This is a genomic window from Olleya sp. YS, from assembly GCF_029760915.1.
Lineage (GTDB): Bacteria > Bacteroidota > Bacteroidia > Flavobacteriales > Flavobacteriaceae > Olleya.
In genome coordinates this window covers 2,345,448-2,363,817 of the sequence record NZ_CP121685.1, presented here as the reverse complement: position 1 = coordinate 2,363,817, position 18,370 = coordinate 2,345,448, and the positions used below count along the sequence as shown (strand labels likewise).

At 33.2% G+C, this 18,370-nt stretch carries 14 protein-coding genes; 1 reads left to right on the top strand and 13 read right to left on the bottom strand.

Annotated features, from left to right (window positions below; translation table 11 throughout):
- Nucleotides 1–54: 54 nt before the first annotated feature.
- From Ollyesu_RS10790 to Ollyesu_RS10755, 8 genes are all read right to left on the bottom strand, one after another.
- Nucleotides 55–756, bottom strand: coding sequence for a sulfite exporter TauE/SafE family protein (locus tag Ollyesu_RS10790; protein ID WP_279301229.1), 702 nt, complete (start codon nucleotides 754–756; stop codon nucleotides 55–57).
- Complete coding sequence (locus tag Ollyesu_RS10785) at nucleotides 757–1,203, bottom strand: FixH family protein (RefSeq protein WP_279301228.1); 447 nt, start codon at nucleotides 1,201–1,203, stop codon at nucleotides 757–759. It lies immediately after the preceding gene.
- Between the two features lie 11 nt (nucleotides 1,204–1,214).
- On the bottom strand, nucleotides 1,215–2,636 hold the full coding sequence (gene ccoG, locus Ollyesu_RS10780) for a cytochrome c oxidase accessory protein CcoG (RefSeq protein ID WP_279301227.1): 1,422 nt from the start codon (nucleotides 2,634–2,636) through the stop codon (nucleotides 1,215–1,217).
- A gap of 14 nt (nucleotides 2,637–2,650) precedes the next feature.
- A complete protein-coding gene (locus Ollyesu_RS10775) occupies nucleotides 2,651–3,616 on the bottom strand; it encodes a cbb3-type cytochrome c oxidase N-terminal domain-containing protein (RefSeq protein ID WP_279301226.1) in 966 nt (321 codons plus the stop codon).
- The gene (locus Ollyesu_RS10770; protein WP_279301225.1) at nucleotides 3,613–3,804 is read right to left on the bottom strand and encodes a CcoQ/FixQ family Cbb3-type cytochrome c oxidase assembly chaperone; all 192 of its coding nucleotides are present in this window, start codon (nucleotides 3,802–3,804) and stop codon (nucleotides 3,613–3,615) included. Before Ollyesu_RS10770 ends, Ollyesu_RS10775 begins: the two co-directional genes overlap by 4 nt.
- A 2-nt stretch (nucleotides 3,805–3,806) precedes the next feature.
- Nucleotides 3,807–5,999 carry a cytochrome-c oxidase, cbb3-type subunit I gene (gene ccoN / locus Ollyesu_RS10765; RefSeq protein WP_279301224.1) on the bottom strand — a complete coding sequence of 731 codons (2,193 nt, stop codon included), beginning with the start codon at nucleotides 5,997–5,999 and terminating at the stop codon, nucleotides 3,807–3,809.
- A gap of 2 nt (nucleotides 6,000–6,001) precedes the next feature.
- Nucleotides 6,002–6,196, bottom strand: a complete 195-nt coding sequence (gene ccoS, locus Ollyesu_RS10760) for a cbb3-type cytochrome oxidase assembly protein CcoS (protein WP_279301223.1) — start codon at nucleotides 6,194–6,196, stop codon at nucleotides 6,002–6,004.
- Nucleotides 6,197–6,270: 74 nt separating this feature from the next.
- Nucleotides 6,271–8,643: a heavy metal translocating P-type ATPase metal-binding domain-containing protein gene (locus tag Ollyesu_RS10755; RefSeq protein ID WP_279303073.1), complete on the bottom strand. Its 2,373-nt coding sequence runs from the start codon at nucleotides 8,641–8,643 to the stop codon at nucleotides 6,271–6,273.
- Between the two features lie 154 nt (nucleotides 8,644–8,797).
- Between Ollyesu_RS10755 and Ollyesu_RS10750 the strand changes: the two genes are divergently transcribed.
- The gene (locus tag Ollyesu_RS10750) at nucleotides 8,798–9,433 is read left to right on the top strand and encodes a Crp/Fnr family transcriptional regulator (RefSeq protein ID WP_347567254.1); all 636 of its coding nucleotides are present in this window, start codon (nucleotides 8,798–8,800) and stop codon (nucleotides 9,431–9,433) included.
- A gap of 61 nt (nucleotides 9,434–9,494) precedes the next feature.
- On the opposite strand, the gene Ollyesu_RS10745 is transcribed toward Ollyesu_RS10750, so the two are convergent.
- The 5 genes from Ollyesu_RS10745 to Ollyesu_RS10725 all read right to left on the bottom strand — a co-directional run bounded on the left by Ollyesu_RS10745 (nucleotide 9,495) and on the right by Ollyesu_RS10725 (nucleotide 18,357).
- On the bottom strand, nucleotides 9,495–11,201 hold the full coding sequence (locus tag Ollyesu_RS10745; RefSeq protein WP_279301221.1) for a T9SS type A sorting domain-containing protein: 1,707 nt from the start codon (nucleotides 11,199–11,201) through the stop codon (nucleotides 9,495–9,497).
- Between the two features lie 84 nt (nucleotides 11,202–11,285).
- Nucleotides 11,286–13,607 carry a T9SS type A sorting domain-containing protein gene (locus Ollyesu_RS10740; RefSeq protein ID WP_279301220.1) on the bottom strand — a complete coding sequence of 774 codons (2,322 nt, stop codon included), beginning with the start codon at nucleotides 13,605–13,607 and terminating at the stop codon, nucleotides 11,286–11,288.
- 23 nt (nucleotides 13,608–13,630) lie between these two features.
- Nucleotides 13,631–14,401 (bottom strand): glycoside hydrolase family 16 protein, encoded by a 771-nt coding sequence (locus tag Ollyesu_RS10735; RefSeq protein ID WP_279301219.1) that lies wholly within the window; start codon nucleotides 14,399–14,401, stop codon nucleotides 13,631–13,633.
- Complete coding sequence (gene bglX / locus Ollyesu_RS10730; protein WP_279301218.1) at nucleotides 14,401–16,701, bottom strand: beta-glucosidase BglX; 2,301 nt, start codon at nucleotides 16,699–16,701, stop codon at nucleotides 14,401–14,403. The genes Ollyesu_RS10735 and bglX overlap by 1 nt, the downstream gene beginning before the upstream one ends.
- A complete protein-coding gene (locus Ollyesu_RS10725; protein WP_347567253.1) occupies nucleotides 16,702–18,357 on the bottom strand; it encodes a family 16 glycosylhydrolase in 1,656 nt (551 codons plus the stop codon).
- Nucleotides 18,358–18,370 lie beyond the last annotated feature (13 nt).

The window sequence follows — 18,370 nt, the reverse complement described above, 5'->3', positions numbered from 1 at the left end:
TCTCTAATTTACGACTTTAAGTCGAAATTAGATGGCGAACAATTAAAAAAACTATTAATGACAATCAATACTGCTTTGTACCATCTCTACCACAGGACTTGGAGAAATAAAAGGAATACCTAGACCCAAACCTCTTAATATAAAAAGTACACCAATAGCTACGACTAAAACAGGTATAGCTTTTTGGATACGTTGTTTAACGGTTGTATTTAGAAATTTACCTAAGTAAATAGCAGTAGTCATTAACGGAATAGTCCCTAAACCAAAAAATGCCATGTACAAACTTCCTTGTAAAGCTGTTCCTGTTGCAATTGCGCCAAAAACTGCCATATATACCAATCCACAAGGTAAAAAACCATTTAAAAATCCTATGGTTAAAAAAGTGTCTGCAGTTTTCTTTTTTAAAGCTTGACCCATTTGTTTTTTAACAAATCCTACCGCTTTATAAATTGGTTTAACTATTAAGTTTTGACCTATTTTTTTATAAGGAAATAGAATAACAACTATCATTAATACTCCAATTATAATAGATAGCTTTTGTTGCAGTCCAAAAATATAGAGGCTTTTACCTATTACACCAAATACTAACCCAATAATACTGTAAGCCAATAAACGACCAATGTGGTAAGCGGTAATCTGACTAATTTTTTTAAAAGAATTAGTTCTATCCACAGGTAGCATAAAAGCAATAGGACCACACATCCCAACACAGTGGAAGCTTCCTAAAAGACCAAATATAATAGCGGATAGTAGCATTTAATAAGTAATATCTTCTTTAAACATATAGTTATTATCTTTATGCTTCCAATCTATTTTAATGTTCCAACGACCATCCAACAAACGCTTGTCAGGTATGAGCAAATTGTGATTAGACAACAAAATTGTGGTTTCGAAGTCTAGTTGTTTGTTAGATGGTCTATATAGGAACACTTTTCCTGAAATGGCATTATAATCTAGTTCCTTAGGGAAAATTATCTGCAAACCTTCAGGTATTTTTTTCCACATTAATTTGGAAGCCAATTCTTTTGAATTTTCTTCTTTATTGATATCATTTTGGTACTCTAATTCTTGTTTATAATAGTCTTCACTAACCAAGTCATGATCAAGGTCTTTATTAATGTTCATATTAATTACGAAGTACATAATAAAGCTTATAAATGCTATAAATGCTATGACTATAGACGTTCCCCAATTTAATTTCATAATGTATTGTATTAAAAACTTCTTGGTCCTAAGAAGTTTATAGTTGTTGTTTCAATTAACTTATCACTACTGTACACCTCAACTGTTACTTTGGTTCGGTCTCCACTAAGAAGACTTTCGTCAAGTTCAATAAACATAGTCCCCTCTGCCAATCCTTGAGCAGGTACAATAAAACTTTTATCTGCGGATACCAATTTAATAGTACCTTCAACTTCTTTTAATTTAAAACTGACATTAGTAATATCTTCTATAGTTTTATTAACTAATTTATAGGTAAACACATTACTAATAATGGTTTCGCCTTTATGCTCATAACGCTGTCCTGGTAATCTTAAAATATTAGCTTCTATGTCGTTACGCAATTGTAACATGGTAAATAAAGCGCCAATAAGCACAATTAATACTATTATGTAACCTTTAAGACGTGCTGTCCATTTAAAAGGTTCTTTATCTTCAATATTAACTTCACTAGCATAACGTATTAATCCAGTAGGCAAACCTACTTTGTCCATAATGGTATCACACTCGTCAATACAAGCTGTACAATTAACACATTCTAATTGTGTACCATTTCTAATATCAATACCTGTTGGGCACACATGTACACATTGAAAACAATCAATACAATCACCATGACCTAAAGCTGTTCTATCTTCATCCTTACGCCATTTTTTACGTCCGTTTTCTCCTTCTCCACGCTTATGGTCATAGGCAACAACTATAGATTTATTATCTAAAAGAACCCCTTGTAATCGACCATAAGGACACGCAATGATACATACCTGCTCTCTAAACCATGAAAACACAAAGTAGAATAAACCAGTAAATATTAATAACGGGATTAACGTTCCTACATGTTTAAAGGGTCCTTCCTTTACATATTCTAATAGTTTGTCACTACCTATTAAGTAGGCTAAAAAAATGTTAGCGATTAAAAATGAAATGACAAAAAATAGGATATGCTTTAATACACGTTTTTTTATTTTTTCTGAGGTCCATTTCGATTTTTTTAAACGCAATTGTTTCCCTCTATCACCATCAATCCAAAATTCGATACGTCTAAAAACCATTTCCATAAAAATGGTTTGCGGACAAATCCAACCACAAAATATACGTCCAAAAGCAACTGTAAATAAAGTGATGAAGATAACACCAATAATCATTGAAATGACAAATAAGTGAAAATCTTGAGGCCAGAAGGGAAAACCAAAAATATTAAAACGACGCTCCAAAATGTTGAATAATAAAAACTGATTGCCATTTATTTTAACAAAAGGAGCAGCAAATAAAAAGACAAGTAAAAAGTAGCTTACGTACTTTCTGTAATCGTAAAACTTACCACTCGGTTTTTTTGGAAAAACCCAAGCACGTTTACCTTCTTCATTTATTGTTGCTATCGAGTCTCTAAAAGATTCGTTTTTTGGAGCTTCCATTTTTCTATGTAGCGTTAGTCATTCATAGAAACAGATTTCTCTACTTCTAATACATCTGTATCTTTTGCTTCTTCAGGGATTTCTAAATCTTCTTCACTTTCAGGTTGCCATATTTCGCCTTCTGGATCTTTAGGTTTTGCTGGAGTTGTACCTTGTAGTGACAAGACATAACTTGCTGCTTGAGCTATTTCAACAGGTTTTAAACCTTCTTTTTTCCAAGACACCATCCCTTTTCCAGAACGTCCTCCTTGAGAAATCGTTTTAAAAACACTCTTTATATCTCCTCCTAAAATCCAATATTTATCGGTAAGGTTAGGTCCAATACCTCCTCCTCCATCTGCAACATGACAAGCTACACAATGCTTATTATATATAGCTTCACCAGCTTTTAAATCTGCAGCATCTGTCAATAATGTTACTGTATTATAGTCAACTAAGTTCTTTGCTGTTTTTTTATATTCTTCAATTTCTATTTCTGCTTGTGCATACTCTTGTTCAATTTCGTCTTGCTGAGTCGCACCATCAAAAATGTGATACTTTGCTAAATACACAAATGCAAATACTATTGAAATATAAAATGAATACACCCACCATGGTGGTAAATTATTATCTAACTCTTTTATACCATCGTAATTATGGTCTAGAATAATTTCGTGCTCTTCCTCAATAGGTTTATCATCTCCTTTAAGTTTAGCATATAACGATTTAAGTTTTGTGAATTCTGGTGCTTTTGATTTTTGACTAGCTAGATAACGTTCTTTTGCTTCTTTGTCTAAACTTTGAAACAACACATTTTCTATAGAACCTACAATACCTTCTATAGCTATTAGAATAAACAATACTAATGCTAAAAATAACATGATAATTGGGTATTCTATAAATGCTGGCTTATCTCCAGAGTCCACAAAAAATTCTACTAACCCAAATATGATGAAAAATATAGCTGGAACTCTAACGTATGATGGAATTAAATGTCTCATAATGTTGTTTCGTTTTGGTTGTCTAATTCTAATGGTAAATTACTCACTTTGGTGATGTATTCTTTTTTAGCGGTAAATACCCACCAAAAAAGAATCACAAAAAAGCCAAAGAATATAAGTAATGATAGTATTGGATATATTTCTATATCTGTTATACTTTCTAAATGTTTTTTTACAAATTTTAACATGACTAATTAGTTTTAGCGGTTGTTTGTTGAATATCATCTACTTTAATATCTGTTCCTAAACGTTGCAGATAAGCAATCAAAGCGACGATTTCTCTGTTTTTCATTTCTACAAAATCAGCATCTCCTTTTTTCTTACTTGCTTCGTAAGCTTCTACAAAATCAGGATCAGAGTACAAGTTTTTTTCTATTTGCGTACCTTGTGCTAACATTGCAGCTTGAGCATTAGTAATATCTTCCTCTGTATAAGGGACTCCTAAAGTTACCATTGCACGCATTTTAGCTTCAGTTTGAGATTTATCAAGTTCATCTTCAATTAACCATTGATATCTTGGCATAATCGACTTTTTATTCATGGCTTGTGGATCATACATATGGTTAAAGTGCCAATTATCGTTATACCTTTGTCCAATTCTATGTAAATCTGGTCCTGTACGTTTACTTCCCCAAAGAAATGGATGATCATATACGTATTCTCCTGCTTTACTATACTCTCCGTAACGTTCTACTTCACTTCTAAACGGTCTTACCATTTGTGAGTGACATCCAACGCAACCTTCACGAATATAGATATCACGACCTTCTAACTCTAAAGGTGAATATGGCTCTACGCTACTTATAGTCGGTATATTGGATTTAACCATTATAGTAGGAACTATCTGTATAATACCACCAATTAAAATAGCTACAGTTGCAAAAATGGTTAATTTAATAGGCTTACGCTCCAACCAAGTATGCCATCCTTCTCCTGCAACACGTCTTTTAGACACACGTTGTAGTGCTGCAGCTTCAGCAAGCTCATCTTTAACTACACTTCCTTGCCTGATAGTTACTATAATGTTGTAAACTAATACCAACATACCCACCAAGTATAAAGTTCCACCTATTGCACGCATCCAATACATTGGCATAATTTCGGTAACTGTTTCAAGAAAGTTTCCATATTTAATACTGCCTTCAGGATTAAATTGTTTCCACATACTTGCTTGTGTAAAACCAGCAACATACATTGGTAAAGCATATAGAATTATCCCTAAAGTCCCAATCCAAAAGTGAAAATTGGCTAGTTTTAAAGAGTGTAATTTGGTATTAAATAATTTTGGCACTAAATAGTAAATCATACCAAAAGTTAAAAACCCGTTCCAAGCTAATGCGCCAACATGTACGTGTGCTATAATCCAATCTGTAAAGTGTGCAATTGCATTTACGTTTTTAAGGGATAACATTGGACCTTCAAACGTTGCCATACCATATCCAGTAATAGCAACTACCATAAATTTTAAGACTGGATCAACACGTACCTTATCCCAAGCACCACGAAGTGTTAATAATCCATTTATCATTCCTCCCCAAGAAGGCATTAGCAACATAACTGAAAAAGCGACTCCTAAATTCTGAGCCCATTCTGGTAATGCAGTATATAACAAATGGTGTGGTCCAGCCCAAATATAGATAAAGATTAAAGACCAAAAGTGTACTATTGAAAGTCTATAAGAATAGACTGGTCTGTTAGCCGCTTTAGGAACAAAATAATACATTAATCCTAAGAAAGGTGTGGTTAAGAAAAAAGCTACTGCGTTGTGTCCATACCACCATTGTACTAAAGCATCTTGTACTCCTGCATAAACCGAATAACTTTTTAATGCACTTACAGGTAACTCTAAACTATTAAATATATGCAACACAGCTACTGTTACAAAAGTTGCAATATAAAACCATATGGCAACATATAAGTGACGCTGACGACGTTTTAACATCGTACCAATTAAGTTTGTACCAAAAGCAACCCAAATTAAAGCTATTGCAATATCAAAAGGCCATTCTAACTCCGCATATTCTTTAGATGTTGTGTAACCTAATGGTAATGTGATGGCTGCACCAACAATTATTAACTGCCAACCCCAAAAGTTTATCTTACTTAAAAAATCACTAAACATTCTAGCTTTTAACAGACGTTGAGTAGAATAATAAACTCCAGCAAAAATAGCATTACCTACAAATGCAAAAATGACTGCATTGGTATGTAAGGGTCTTAAACGACCAAAACTAAGCCATGAAATCCCATCGGTCATGTTTGGGAATAAAAACATGAAAGCTAAAATGAGTCCTACAAGCATACCAACAACTCCCCAGAGCATAGTTGCGTAAAGAAACTTTTTAACAATCTTGTTATCGTAATAAAATTGCTGCATTTCCATAATTAATTGTGATTAGTCTTATTGTTTGTTTTAGTTATCGTTTTTGTAGTTTTCACCAACTCGTCTTCAAAAAGCATTCTTACTGAAGGTGTATAACCATCATCAAATTGTCCGCTTTTAAGTGCCAAAATAAAGGCTACAAAAAAGACTATTGCAACAATAATGCTTACTGTTAGTAAAATATATATAACACTCATACCTATTAGAAGTTATGTTTCAAAATTAGTTTAGATGCATCTTTTAAAAGATGATAATTATCATGTTTAAGTCATTATTTTAATTTTCTACCTACAATATTTGTAGCAACTGTAGTAAATACTACAATACTAATAGAACTTAAAGGCATCAAAATAGCTGCAATAACTGGTGCCAACTGACCAGTAACAGCAAAATACAGCCCGATAATGTTATAAAATAATGAGAGTAAAAAACTCCATTTCACAATCTTAATTCCGCTTTTAGATACTTTTATATAATGATATAATTGATTGAATTTTGTAGCATCCAAAATAGCATCACAAGCAGGAGAAAACACATTAACATTTTCTGAAATTGCTATACCAACTTGACTTTGTGCCAAAGCGCCTGCATCATTTAGTCCATCACCAACCATAAGTACTTTTGCACCTTCAGATTGATGATATTTAATATACTCTAACTTATCGTCTGGTTTTTGATTAAACAGTAGTTTTGTTTTTGCAGGTAGTAATTTTTTAAGATTTTCCAATTCGCCTTCATTATCTCCAGATAGGATGACTAAATCATACTTCTTTTTTAGACTATTAAATAGTTTAGACAATCCTTTTCTGTAACTATTATAAAAAGTATATTTTCCTTTATACATATTATTGGAACTAATAAAAACAGACGTATTTAACACTTCTGTATCAGTTTGATGTCCTACAAATTGTGCTGAACCAATTTTGATGTTTTGGGTGTTGTGAGAAGCTTCAATTCCTTGTCCTAAATATTCTTCAAAATGATCTAATGGAATAATATTATTCGCTTCTAGAATATCGTACAAACTCCTACTTAATGGGTGATTAGAGCCTCTAAGCGTATTTTTAAGCAACATTTCTTCACTTGTACTTAACGGTAAACCATCATATTTTACATCGTTTTTTTTATTTGATGTTATAGTTCCGGTTTTGTCAAAAATAATGGTATTGATGTGTGCTAATTGTTCTAATACTGAAGCGTTTTTTAGATAGAATTTATGCTTTCCAAAGATGCGTAACAAGTTTCCGAAGGTAAAAGGCGCTGCTAATGCAATTGCACATGGACAAGCAATAATGAGTACAGCTGTAAACACGTTTAAAGCTTTACTGGAATCAACAAATAACCAATATACAGTAGCCACTAACGCTATAGTTAATACTGCAATGGTAAACCGTTTACTGATAGCATTAGTTAGTGTTGTAAAACCATCCTCCTTATTTTTACTAAACACATCATTGCTCCATAATTGGGTTAAATAGCTTTGCTCTACAGATTTAATAGCTTCCATCTCTATCACACCAGAAGTTTGTTTACCTCCTGCAAATAATTTGTCTCCCGATTGTTTCGTAACAGTTTCAGACTCGCCAGTTACAAAGCTATAATCAATTTTTGCTCTTCCATTAATCAAGATTCCGTCAACAGGAATTAACTCTTGATTTCTAATTAAAAGTCTGTCTCCTTTTTTAATATCATATACCTGGACTGGTACTTCTTGGTTATTAAAAATCTTAGTGACTGCAATAGGAAAATACGATTTGTAATCACGCTCAAAAGATAAGAATGAATAGGTTTTTTGCTGAAAAAACTTACCTAATAATAAAAAGAATACTAAGCCAGTTAAACTGTCAAAAAAACCTGAACCAATATCAAAGATAATTTCGGCTGTACTTCTTAAAAACAAAACAACAACTCCTAAAGCTATAGGAATATCTATATTTAAAACCTTTGTATTTATAGCTTTATAAGCCGAAATAAAATAATCTTGAGCTGCATAAAACACTACTGGCAAAGAGAACGTAAACATAATCCATCTAAATGTATGTTTGTACTGATCTAACCAAAATTCGTTTACCTCAAAATACTCCGGAAACGATAAAAACATGACATTACCAAATGCAAAACCTGCGACACCAAGCTTGTATATTAAGCTTCGGTTGACATTTTTTTGACCAGTTTTGTAATCTTCCAAACTGATGTAAGGCTCATATCCAACAGAGCTTAAAAGCAAAACCAAAGCTTTAAGTGAATAAGACTCTAAATTATATGAAACACGAATAGTTTTTTTTCCAAAATTGACTTGAGATAGAGAAATTGCTGGATGTAGTTTATTAAGGTTTTCTAGTATCCAAATACAAGAACTACAATGAATATGAGGAATATAAAGTGTCACTATTTGAGTGTCGCCATCATCAAACTCGACTAACTTATCAATTATTTTTTGTTGTGATAAAAAATCGTACTTACCTTCTATCTCTTTTGGGATTGCACCAGGGGAAGCTTGTAAATCATAATAACACGTTAAATCGTTTTCAGACAATATCTCAAAAACTGTTTTGCATCCATTACAACAAAAGGATTTATCTTCTAAAACTAGTGTTGCATCTGTGCAAGTATCGCCACAATGATAACATACATTTATGTCCATATAAAATTTGCTCATTTACCTGTAACAAAGGTTACAATTAAGCTAATTCTATTTTATGATATTTGTCATATAATGTATACATTTGATGTAACACCATTTTATAAATTTAGGTATGAGTAAATGTGAACAATGTATTGTCAGGCAATTCAATAGTTTGAAAACTTTAACAAGAGAAGAATTAATGCGTGTCTCTGCCTGCAAAACAGGAAAAGTTGTCAAAAAAGGTGACATTATTTTTGAGGAAGGTGATACACTTAATGGTATTTACTGTGTTAGAGACGGAGTTTGTAAAATGAGTAAACTTAGTGAAAATGGTAAAGATCAAGTCGTAAAATTAGTTGTAAAAGGTGGTATGATGGGACAACGCTCACTAGTTAGTGGAGAAACAGCAAATCTTAGTGCTGTTGCCATAAATGATATGCAGATATGCTTTATACCCAAACAAGAAATTTTAAACGATTTACAGAAAAATTCTAATTTTTCTATGGACGTATTAAAAAAAATGGCTCAAGATTTAAGAGATGCAGATGATACGGTTGTTGATATGGCACAAAAAACTGTAAAACAACGTATGGCTGAAACCTTAATTTATATCTCCAAAAAGTTTGGTCAAGATGCTAACGGTTTTTTAAATTTAACCTTATCAAGGGAAGATTATGCTAGTATTGTAGGTACTGCTACAGAAAGTGCTATTAGAATATTATCTTTGTTTAAAAAAGAAGGCTTAATTAGTACTTCTGGAAAAAAAATTAAAATTGAAGATGAAGCTAGTTTGCTAAAAATAGAATAAGCTTTTAAAATAAAAAAAAGGATGCAAAATTTGCATCCTTTTTTAGTTTATAAATATAAATCTAATCTTTTATAAGCTTAATAGTACTTGTAGAGTTATTAGCACTAAGTTTAGCAAAATACAATCCAGAATTTAAGTTTATAGTTTCTATAATAAATTCTTTACTATTAACATCTTTAACAAACACAGACTTTCCTAATATATCAAACACTTCTACTATTTTTATAAGCTGTTTAGCTTTAACAGTCCAATGACTAGTTGTTGGGTTAGGATACACTTTAATTGAATTAACCTCATATTCTGCTACAGATAAAGGATTTTGAGTTAGTAAAATATTATCTACATAGACAGTCCCTTGAGGAGTAACAACTTGCATAAAAGTTTCAAATTTCCATTGAAAAAAATGTGTACTTGAAAATCCTAAATTAGTAAAGTACGACATTGGTATGGTTACTAAAGTCCAAGCTCCTGTTACAATTGGCTCATCTGTACCAATCTCATAAGTATATTCTAAAACAGCACCATCGTTACTTATCATTCTAAATTGAAAACCAGGAACACCAGGAGCTGCCCAATACATAAAATGAACGTAATCATAAATTGAGACATCATCAGGACCACCTTCTCCTTGACCATAACCTGCAAAAGAAAAGTCAAATTTTAATGCTAAATTAGTGTTAGTACTTGTATCTAAGTCTGGCTCACCTCCTATGGTTCCAAAATCATATACAAACGGAAAATTGGTCGTATAATTATTAGTATCGTTATATATACTATAAGTTTCATTGTCAGGAGAATCTGGTATAGGAGCAGGCTCTGGATCTGCAACTGGAACAATATTGGTTCCTCCAGCAAAATCATCGACTAAATACGTACCGACATCTGCATTATTAAAATCTGGAAAAAACACCATTAAATCATAGTTACTTAAGCCAGCTGGATAATCTAAACTAATATCTTGCCAAGCAGTTCCTGTTGTTGTAAATGATAATTCTGTAGTTGGATTAGCACCAGATCCTCCTTCAAATTTTAATAAATGGGTACGTGTACCATAATCTGCAACTGGTTTAATTCTAAAAGTTATAGTATTATTAGTATCGTCGGAAAGATCGAGGTTTTGAGCTAAAGTTAATTGAGCAGTGTCAAAAGGTAGTCCTCCTCCTGCTATTTGACCTACATTATCACCAGCATCTGTAGTAAATGTAAAACCGCAATCAAAACAATTAAATGTGTCATCTGCTGTTTCAAAATCTATTGGAAAAATTGCAGTAGGTGGTGGTGGAGGCGCCACATTTGTTCCTCCAGCAAAATCGTCGATTAAGTATGTTCCAACATCTGTATTATTAAAATCTGTAAATAATACTAATAGTCCATAGTCACCTAAACCTGAAGGAAAATCTAAACTAACATCTATCCACGCAGTACCTGAAGTTGTAAATCCTAATTCCGTATCTGGTCCTGTTCCATTTTCAAACTTTAATAAGTGTGTACGTGTTCCGTAATCTGCATCAGGTTTTATTCTAAATGTAATAGTGTTATTAAAATCGTCTGACAAATCTACATTTTCTGCTAACGTTAATTGTACATTGTCAAATAAAGCACCACTACCAGTTACAGATCCTACATCATCTCCAGCATCTGTTGTTAAAGTAAATGTGCAATCATCTGGGAACATATCATCTAATGGGTCTGAAAAATCTATTGGAAACGTTTGTGCATAAGTCAAACTCGAAAACAACATAACAATTAGTAGTAATTTATTTTTCATAATTTCTAAATTTTAAAAAATTAAAAAAAGCCACATTGCATAGGCATATGTGGCTTTTACAATTTAGTTAGTAATTATTAAGATTTATTCTTTAATTAACTTAACGGTTTTTGATCCGTTATCAGAACTAAGCTTAGCAAAATATAATCCTGTATTCAATGCAGAACTATTTATTGTTACTTTGCTAGCATTTGGAGTTAATGTTAAGACTTGTTTTCCTAATACATCAAATAATACAATAGAATTAATGTTTTGATCACTGCTAATATTCCATTCACTAGAAGTAGGGTTTGGATAAACTTTAAAGTCAGTTGTATTAAATTCATCAGTACTTAAAGCAGTTCCTTTATAAAAATAAAAGTTATCTATATATACTAGTGAAGGTGCTGTAGGATCAATCAAAATTTGTGTAATTTGATCTAAAGTTACAGCTTGAGATGATCTTGCAGCAAATCCTGTCATATCAACTTCTACACTTTGCCATGAACCTGTTATAGTAGCACCAAGAGATTCAATATCCTCTTCTACTGGGTTAGCTATAGTATTTACTAATTTAACAAATATTTCGTTTGAATCTGGTGTCCAATAGTCTATATGCATCATTTCCATTTGAGATAAATCTACACCATTTGCATAATTAGTTACTATACCTAAAAACTCACATCCTGTTAATTTCCAAGCATTATTAGTACCTTCTAAAGTAATGGCTTCAAATCCTGTTTGAGACCATGTTGTTGGTAACTCATCTAAACCAACATTGGCATAAGCATCACTAAATATTGACACAACATCCGAAGCATTTCTAGATGGAGGTGTTGGTGCTGCACTTGAAGGTGAAGTAATTGCGTAATTAACTGTATATGTACTAGTTGTTGTACCATCTTGAGCAGTTACTAAAACAGTTGCACTACCTGGTATAGCAGTTGCTTGCGTAATGCTTGTAATGGTAGCATTAGTATCTGTTGTAGTAGCCATAGTAATTTGCGGTACTGTAGTTGTTCCTTCTGGGTAACCTAAAGTATAACTAACAGTATTTGGATTAAAACCAGTAACGGTTGCTCCATCTACTTGTAAATCGGATAAAGTAGCATCAGAACCAGATACAGTTGGATTTTTCCAGAAATATAAATTATCAACAAATATTTCGTCTGTTCCACTTCCGCCATCAAACTTAAATTGTATAGCATTAGTTAAATCACCTGTTATTCCAGCTACAGGAATATCAACACTGTGCCAGTCTCCTGACCCAGAATTTGTAATTGGATGAGCAATCTCAGCACCAGAACTAATTACATAAACATTTGGAGAAAAACTTCCAGCAATCCAGATATCTAAGTGTAAAAATTCCATTGCAGAAATATCTTGAGCGCCATTAAAATCAATTCCTTGATAGTTAAAATTTGGATAATGGATTGCTAAATCTCCAGAGTTTGCTACATCGTAAGATGGATTAGCAGTCCCAAATCCTGACTGACCCCAATTAGGATTATAATTTACATTCGGTACATTAGCATAAGCTGGATCAGCAAAAATAGATATAACATCTAATGGATCTCTTGCTGGTGGAGTTGGTGCTGGTGCACCTGGTGAAGTTAAAGCAAAAGACACTGTATAAGTGTTAGTTGTTGTTCCATCTTGAGCAGTTACTAATACTGTCGCATCTCCTGGAATAGAAGTTGCTTGAGTAATACTTGTTACTGTTGCGTTAGTGTCGTTAGTAGTAGCCATAGTTATTTGAGGAATTACTGTAGTTCCTCCTGGCAATCCTACTGTATAATCGGTTACACTTGGAATAAATCCTGAAACAGTAGCATTATCTACTTGTAAATCGCTTAACGTTGCGTCTGTTCCTGCTGCAGTAGGGTTTTTCCAGAAATATAAATTATCTACATAAATAGCTTCTGTACCAGTACCACCATCAAACTTAAATTGTATAACGTTGGTTAAATCTACAGGACTAAAACTAGATAATGGTATATCTATGCTTTGCCAAGAACCAGAAACATTTGGAATTGCATAAGCTGTTTCAACAGGACCAGGACTAATAATATAAATATTTGGAGCAACACCATCTGTCCAAATATCGACATGTAAAAATTCCATTGCTGAAACATTTTGCGCTCCATTATAATCAATTCCTTGATAATTTAAATTTGGATAAGCTAACACAACATTTCCGGATCCACCTGCTCCTGTAGGTTGGTAAGCAGTGTCTGCAGAACCAAATCCAGATTGTCCCCAATTAGGATTATAATCAGCACCTGCAATATTAGAGTATTCTCCACTAAATATGGATACTACATCTGCAGCATCTCTTGCAGGAGGTGTAGTTGGATCAACAGTTGGAGCTTGAGAAAACCCAAAGCTTGCTGTTAACATGAATAATAAAAAAGTAATTTTTTTCATAATAATTGTTTTAAATGAATTAATTAATCAGAGCTTGATACTTTTACGTAATCAATGATAAACTCTTGAGGAAATATGGAATCATCCACTTCTGGACCTCCAAAGTTCCCACCTATTGCTAGGTTTAAAATGATATAAAAAGGCTTATCAAAAGGCCAAGTTTTATCATTTTTTATTTCTGGTGAAAATGTGTAAACTAAATTATCATCGATATAAAATGTAATGGTGTCTTTAGTCCATTTAGTTTTATATACATGAAACCCATCTTCAATGGTATCTATTATAGATATTTTTGTGTTTTTTGATTGTCCATAGCTATCAGGAGTGTGTAATGTTGTGTGAATTTGATGTGGTGCTTTACCAACGTATTCCATTATATCAATTTCTCCACATGCAGGCCAAGTATTGGTGTCAATATCATTACCCAACATCCATATTGCTGGCCATAAACCTGCTCCTTGTGGTAATTTTGCTTTAACTTCTACAGTTCCGTATTGAAACTCTATTTTATCTTTAGTAGTAATTCTACCTGAATAATAATTAGTGCTGTCTTTGGTGGCTTTGATTACTAAATTTCCATGCATTAAGCTAACATTTTCTTTAGTATAAATTTGTCTTTCGTTATTTCCCCAACCACATAAGTTTGGACAACCATCACCTAGTTCGTAATTCCAATTCTCTTGATTTAATTCTACACCTTCAAAGTTATCTTCAAAATAAATCTCTTTTTTATCAGTTTTTGTATCACATGATATAAGAGTAAAAACTAAAAAAATGTAGATTAGTTGTTTCATTATAGGGTAAATTCAGCTTTTAATGATGTTTTAGAACTTCCACCTACATAGACTTCAAAACTTCCGTTTTCAACAATAAATTCGCCTTGATTATTGAAAAAACCTAGTTCTTCTTTAGACAGAGTTAACTGGATAGTTTTAGTTTCTCCTGGCTCCAATTCTACTAATTCAAAACCTTTTAATTCTTTTATAGGTCTAGTGATACTAGCATATAAATCTCTGATATACAATTGAACCACTTCTTTACCTTTTACTTTACCAGAATTGGTAAGGTCTACTGAAACTATGACTTTTCCGTTATTAGAGTAAGTATTATCAACTTTTAAATTTGAATAATTGAAACTTGTATAGCTTAGTCCATGACCAAATACGTAAAGAGGATCATTTTTTTCATCTTGAAAATGCGACCAGAATACGACATCTTTACCAGGTAAAACAGGTCTTCCAGTGTTTTTGTAATTGTAGTAAATAGGAACTTGACCAACGCGTCTAGGAAACGTCATTGGAAGTTTTCCACTTGGATTATAATCTCCGTACAAAACTTGAGCAATTGCGTTACCACTTTGGGTACCTAATTGCCAAGCTTCTACAATTGCAGGTATATTTTCATCAGCCCAAGTAATAGTTAGTGGTCGTCCATTATTTAATACTAAAACTATGTTTTTATTAACTTTATACACTGCTTCTAATAACTCTTGCTGTACTCCTGGTAAACCTAACTCTGTTCTACTTCTTCCTTCTCCACTCATAAAACCATGTTCGCCTAAAACCATAACAACAACATCCGCTTGTTTAGCTGTTTGTATAGCCTTATTAAATCCACTTCTATCTGACGTGTTTACCTTTATTTCGAAAGCAAATTCTTCTTTACCTATAGATACATCAGCACCTTTTGCGTAAGTCACTGTATTACCAGTATATTGGTTTAAACCTTCTAAAACAGAAACTGCTGTATTATCTTTTGCAGCAATACGCCAACTTCCTAAAGGACTTGTTTTATCTGCAGCTAAAGCACCGATTAAAGCAATTTTTTGTCCTTCTTTTTTTAGAGGTAATAAATTGTTTTCATTTTTAAGAAGTACAATAGATTTTTTAGCCATATCTAATGCAGCGTCGTGAATTTCTTGACTTCCAATGACTTCTTTTTCACGAGCTTCATCTAAGTATTTGTAAGGATCATCAAATAATCCCAATTCAAACTTGACTCTTAATATACGTCTAGCAGCATCATCAATAAGTTTTTCATCTACTTTGCCTTCTTTAACTAAACCTGCTAATTCTTCGACATATAAATAAGACTCCATGTCCATGTCAGAACCAGCGTTTGCTGCTATTTCTGCTGCGTGTTTACCGTTTTTTGCATGACCATGAACAATCATTTCTGTTATAGATCCCCAATCTGACACCACAAATCCGTCAAAACCCCATTGTTCTTTTAAGATGTCACGTTGTAAATATTTATCTCCTGTTGCAGGAATTCCGTTTAATTCGTTGAAAGAGTTCATGAATGTTCTAACACCAGCGTCTTTTGCTGCTTTAAAAGGAGGTAAAATAATATTATTTAATGTTGAAGTACCAACATCTGCAGTATTATAATCGCGACCTGACTCTGCAAATCCGTAAGCTGCAAAATGCTTTGCACAAGCAGCAATTGAATTATGAGAGGATAAATCGTCACTTTGAAATCCATTAACTCTTGCAACTGCTATTTTTGAACCTAAGTAAGTATCTTCTCCTGCACCTTCCATTACGCGTCCCCAACGTGCGTCCCTTGAGATATCAACCATTGGTGCAAAAGTCCAGTTAATTCCTGCAGCAGAAGACTCTTTTGCAGCAATTTGAGCAGAAGTTTTAATAGCTTCCAAATCCCAACTTGCAGATTCGGCAAGTGGAATAGGGCTTAAAGTTTCATAACCATGAATGACATCAAAACCAATAATTAAAGGAATACCAAGACGTGTTTCTTCTACAGCTATTTTCTGGACAGCTCTAACATCTTTTACACCTCTAACATTTAGCATTGAGCCAACATAACCTTTACGTAGATGATCATACTTTTTAGCTTGATCACCATCTTTTGGCACTGGTCCTGTAACATCCCAGAAACCATTATATTGATTCATCTGACCTATTTTTTCTTCTAAGGTCATTTTTGCTAATAAAGCATCGACTTTATCTTCTATAGATAAGGTTTTAGACGTTTTAATGTCGTTTAAAGCTAAGTCGTTCTCATTATTTGTTTTGCATGAAATAATGAGAAGACCTGCTAAGACTAATATACAATACTTATTTAATTTCATTTATTGGTATACTCTAACATAGTCAATTTCCATAGATGACTCAGTGAATGCAGGATCTATATTACCTCCAAATGTTCCACCCATTGCTATGTTAAGGATTAAGAAAAAGTCACTATTAAATGGAGTTGCTGCAGTGTTGGCAAATGTGTGATAAACCATATCATCAACAACTATCTTGATAACATCAGGTGTCCACTCAACCGTGTAATTATGAAACTCCGTTGAAGCAGTATCTACTGTTGTTTCACTTCCATCTGCATTACCTCCAAAAGCTTCAGGATAATGTAAGGTACCGTAAATGGTATTTTGATTGTTACCAACATGTTCCATAATATCGATTTCACCACAAGCTGGCCAAGTGTTAGTTTGGTAATCTGCTCCTAACATCCAAATTGCAGGCCAAGTTCCACCTCCTGTTGGAAGTTTTGCTCTTACTTCTACACGACCATACGTAAATTCATATAATCCCTCAGATTTAAGACGTGCTGATGTATAACCGCTACCAGCTGCTTTAGCTGTAATTTTTAGCATACCATTAGCTACTTCTGCATTTTCTAAATTGTTTGTATAGTTTTGTACTTCTTGATTTCCCCATCCACTGGCACCTAAATCATAGGTCCAATTTGCTGGATTAGGTGCTCCGTCTGTATCAAACTCGTCAGACCAAACTAAATTAGTATAGATTGTTTCAAGTCCTTGTGATGGCTCTTGAGTTGTAAATGTGTGGTACCAAGCTAAATCAGTATTATTTAAATCAATACACCTAACTCTCATAATAGACTCTGTGAGCTCTATTATTTCATAACTAGAAGTTCCTACATAGTAACCCATAAAGTTACCATCAGAAAAGTTCATAACCGTACCTCTAGACATAAATGCAGGATCAGGAACAACGCTCCAATCTACAGATGTAGGTGCTAAAGACACTAAACTTGTACCAGATGTATCGTAATCATAACAGAAGTCATATCCTGCTGAACCGCCTACAACAGACTCGTAAGCACCATTAAAATAGGTTTGCCCATTGTTATCTAATTGATAGCTTAATTGGTTATTAGCATCCAAAGAAAAAATCAATTGATCAGTATATATACATTCACTTTCTGCAGAACCTGCTTTTTCAAAAGGTTGTGCTGCATACCATTGTGGATACCAAAACCCGTCTCCAATACTACCATTTGCAGGTCCAACACCTAGGTGTCCTATTTCTTCTGCTGCCCAATACCATGTTTTAGAGCTTCCTGCTCCTCCTGTTAGTAATTGTTTAGCATCCAAATCATCAAAAGAACTAAAGACGTCTATTGTAATTGATCCGCTAGTTTTATTACCACCAGAGCCTATTGCATTAACAACAACATTGTAGGTATTAAGACCAACTAAACTAAATCTGTGTGTTACTTCACCAGAAGGAACTACTTCACTTAAACCATCTCCAAAATCAAAATCATAAGAAATAGCGTTATTAGCTGTAGCTTTTAAAACTACTAATCCGCTACCATCTCCATTAGGATTAGTAGCATCTACACCAACTATTTCTGCAGTGATGGTTAAATCATTTGGAGCTACAATGTCTCCAAAATTAGCTTCGTCATCTTGACAGTTTACAAATAGAACTGTCAAAACCAATATGCTAACTATTTTTAATATATTTTTCATCTTTTTCATTTTA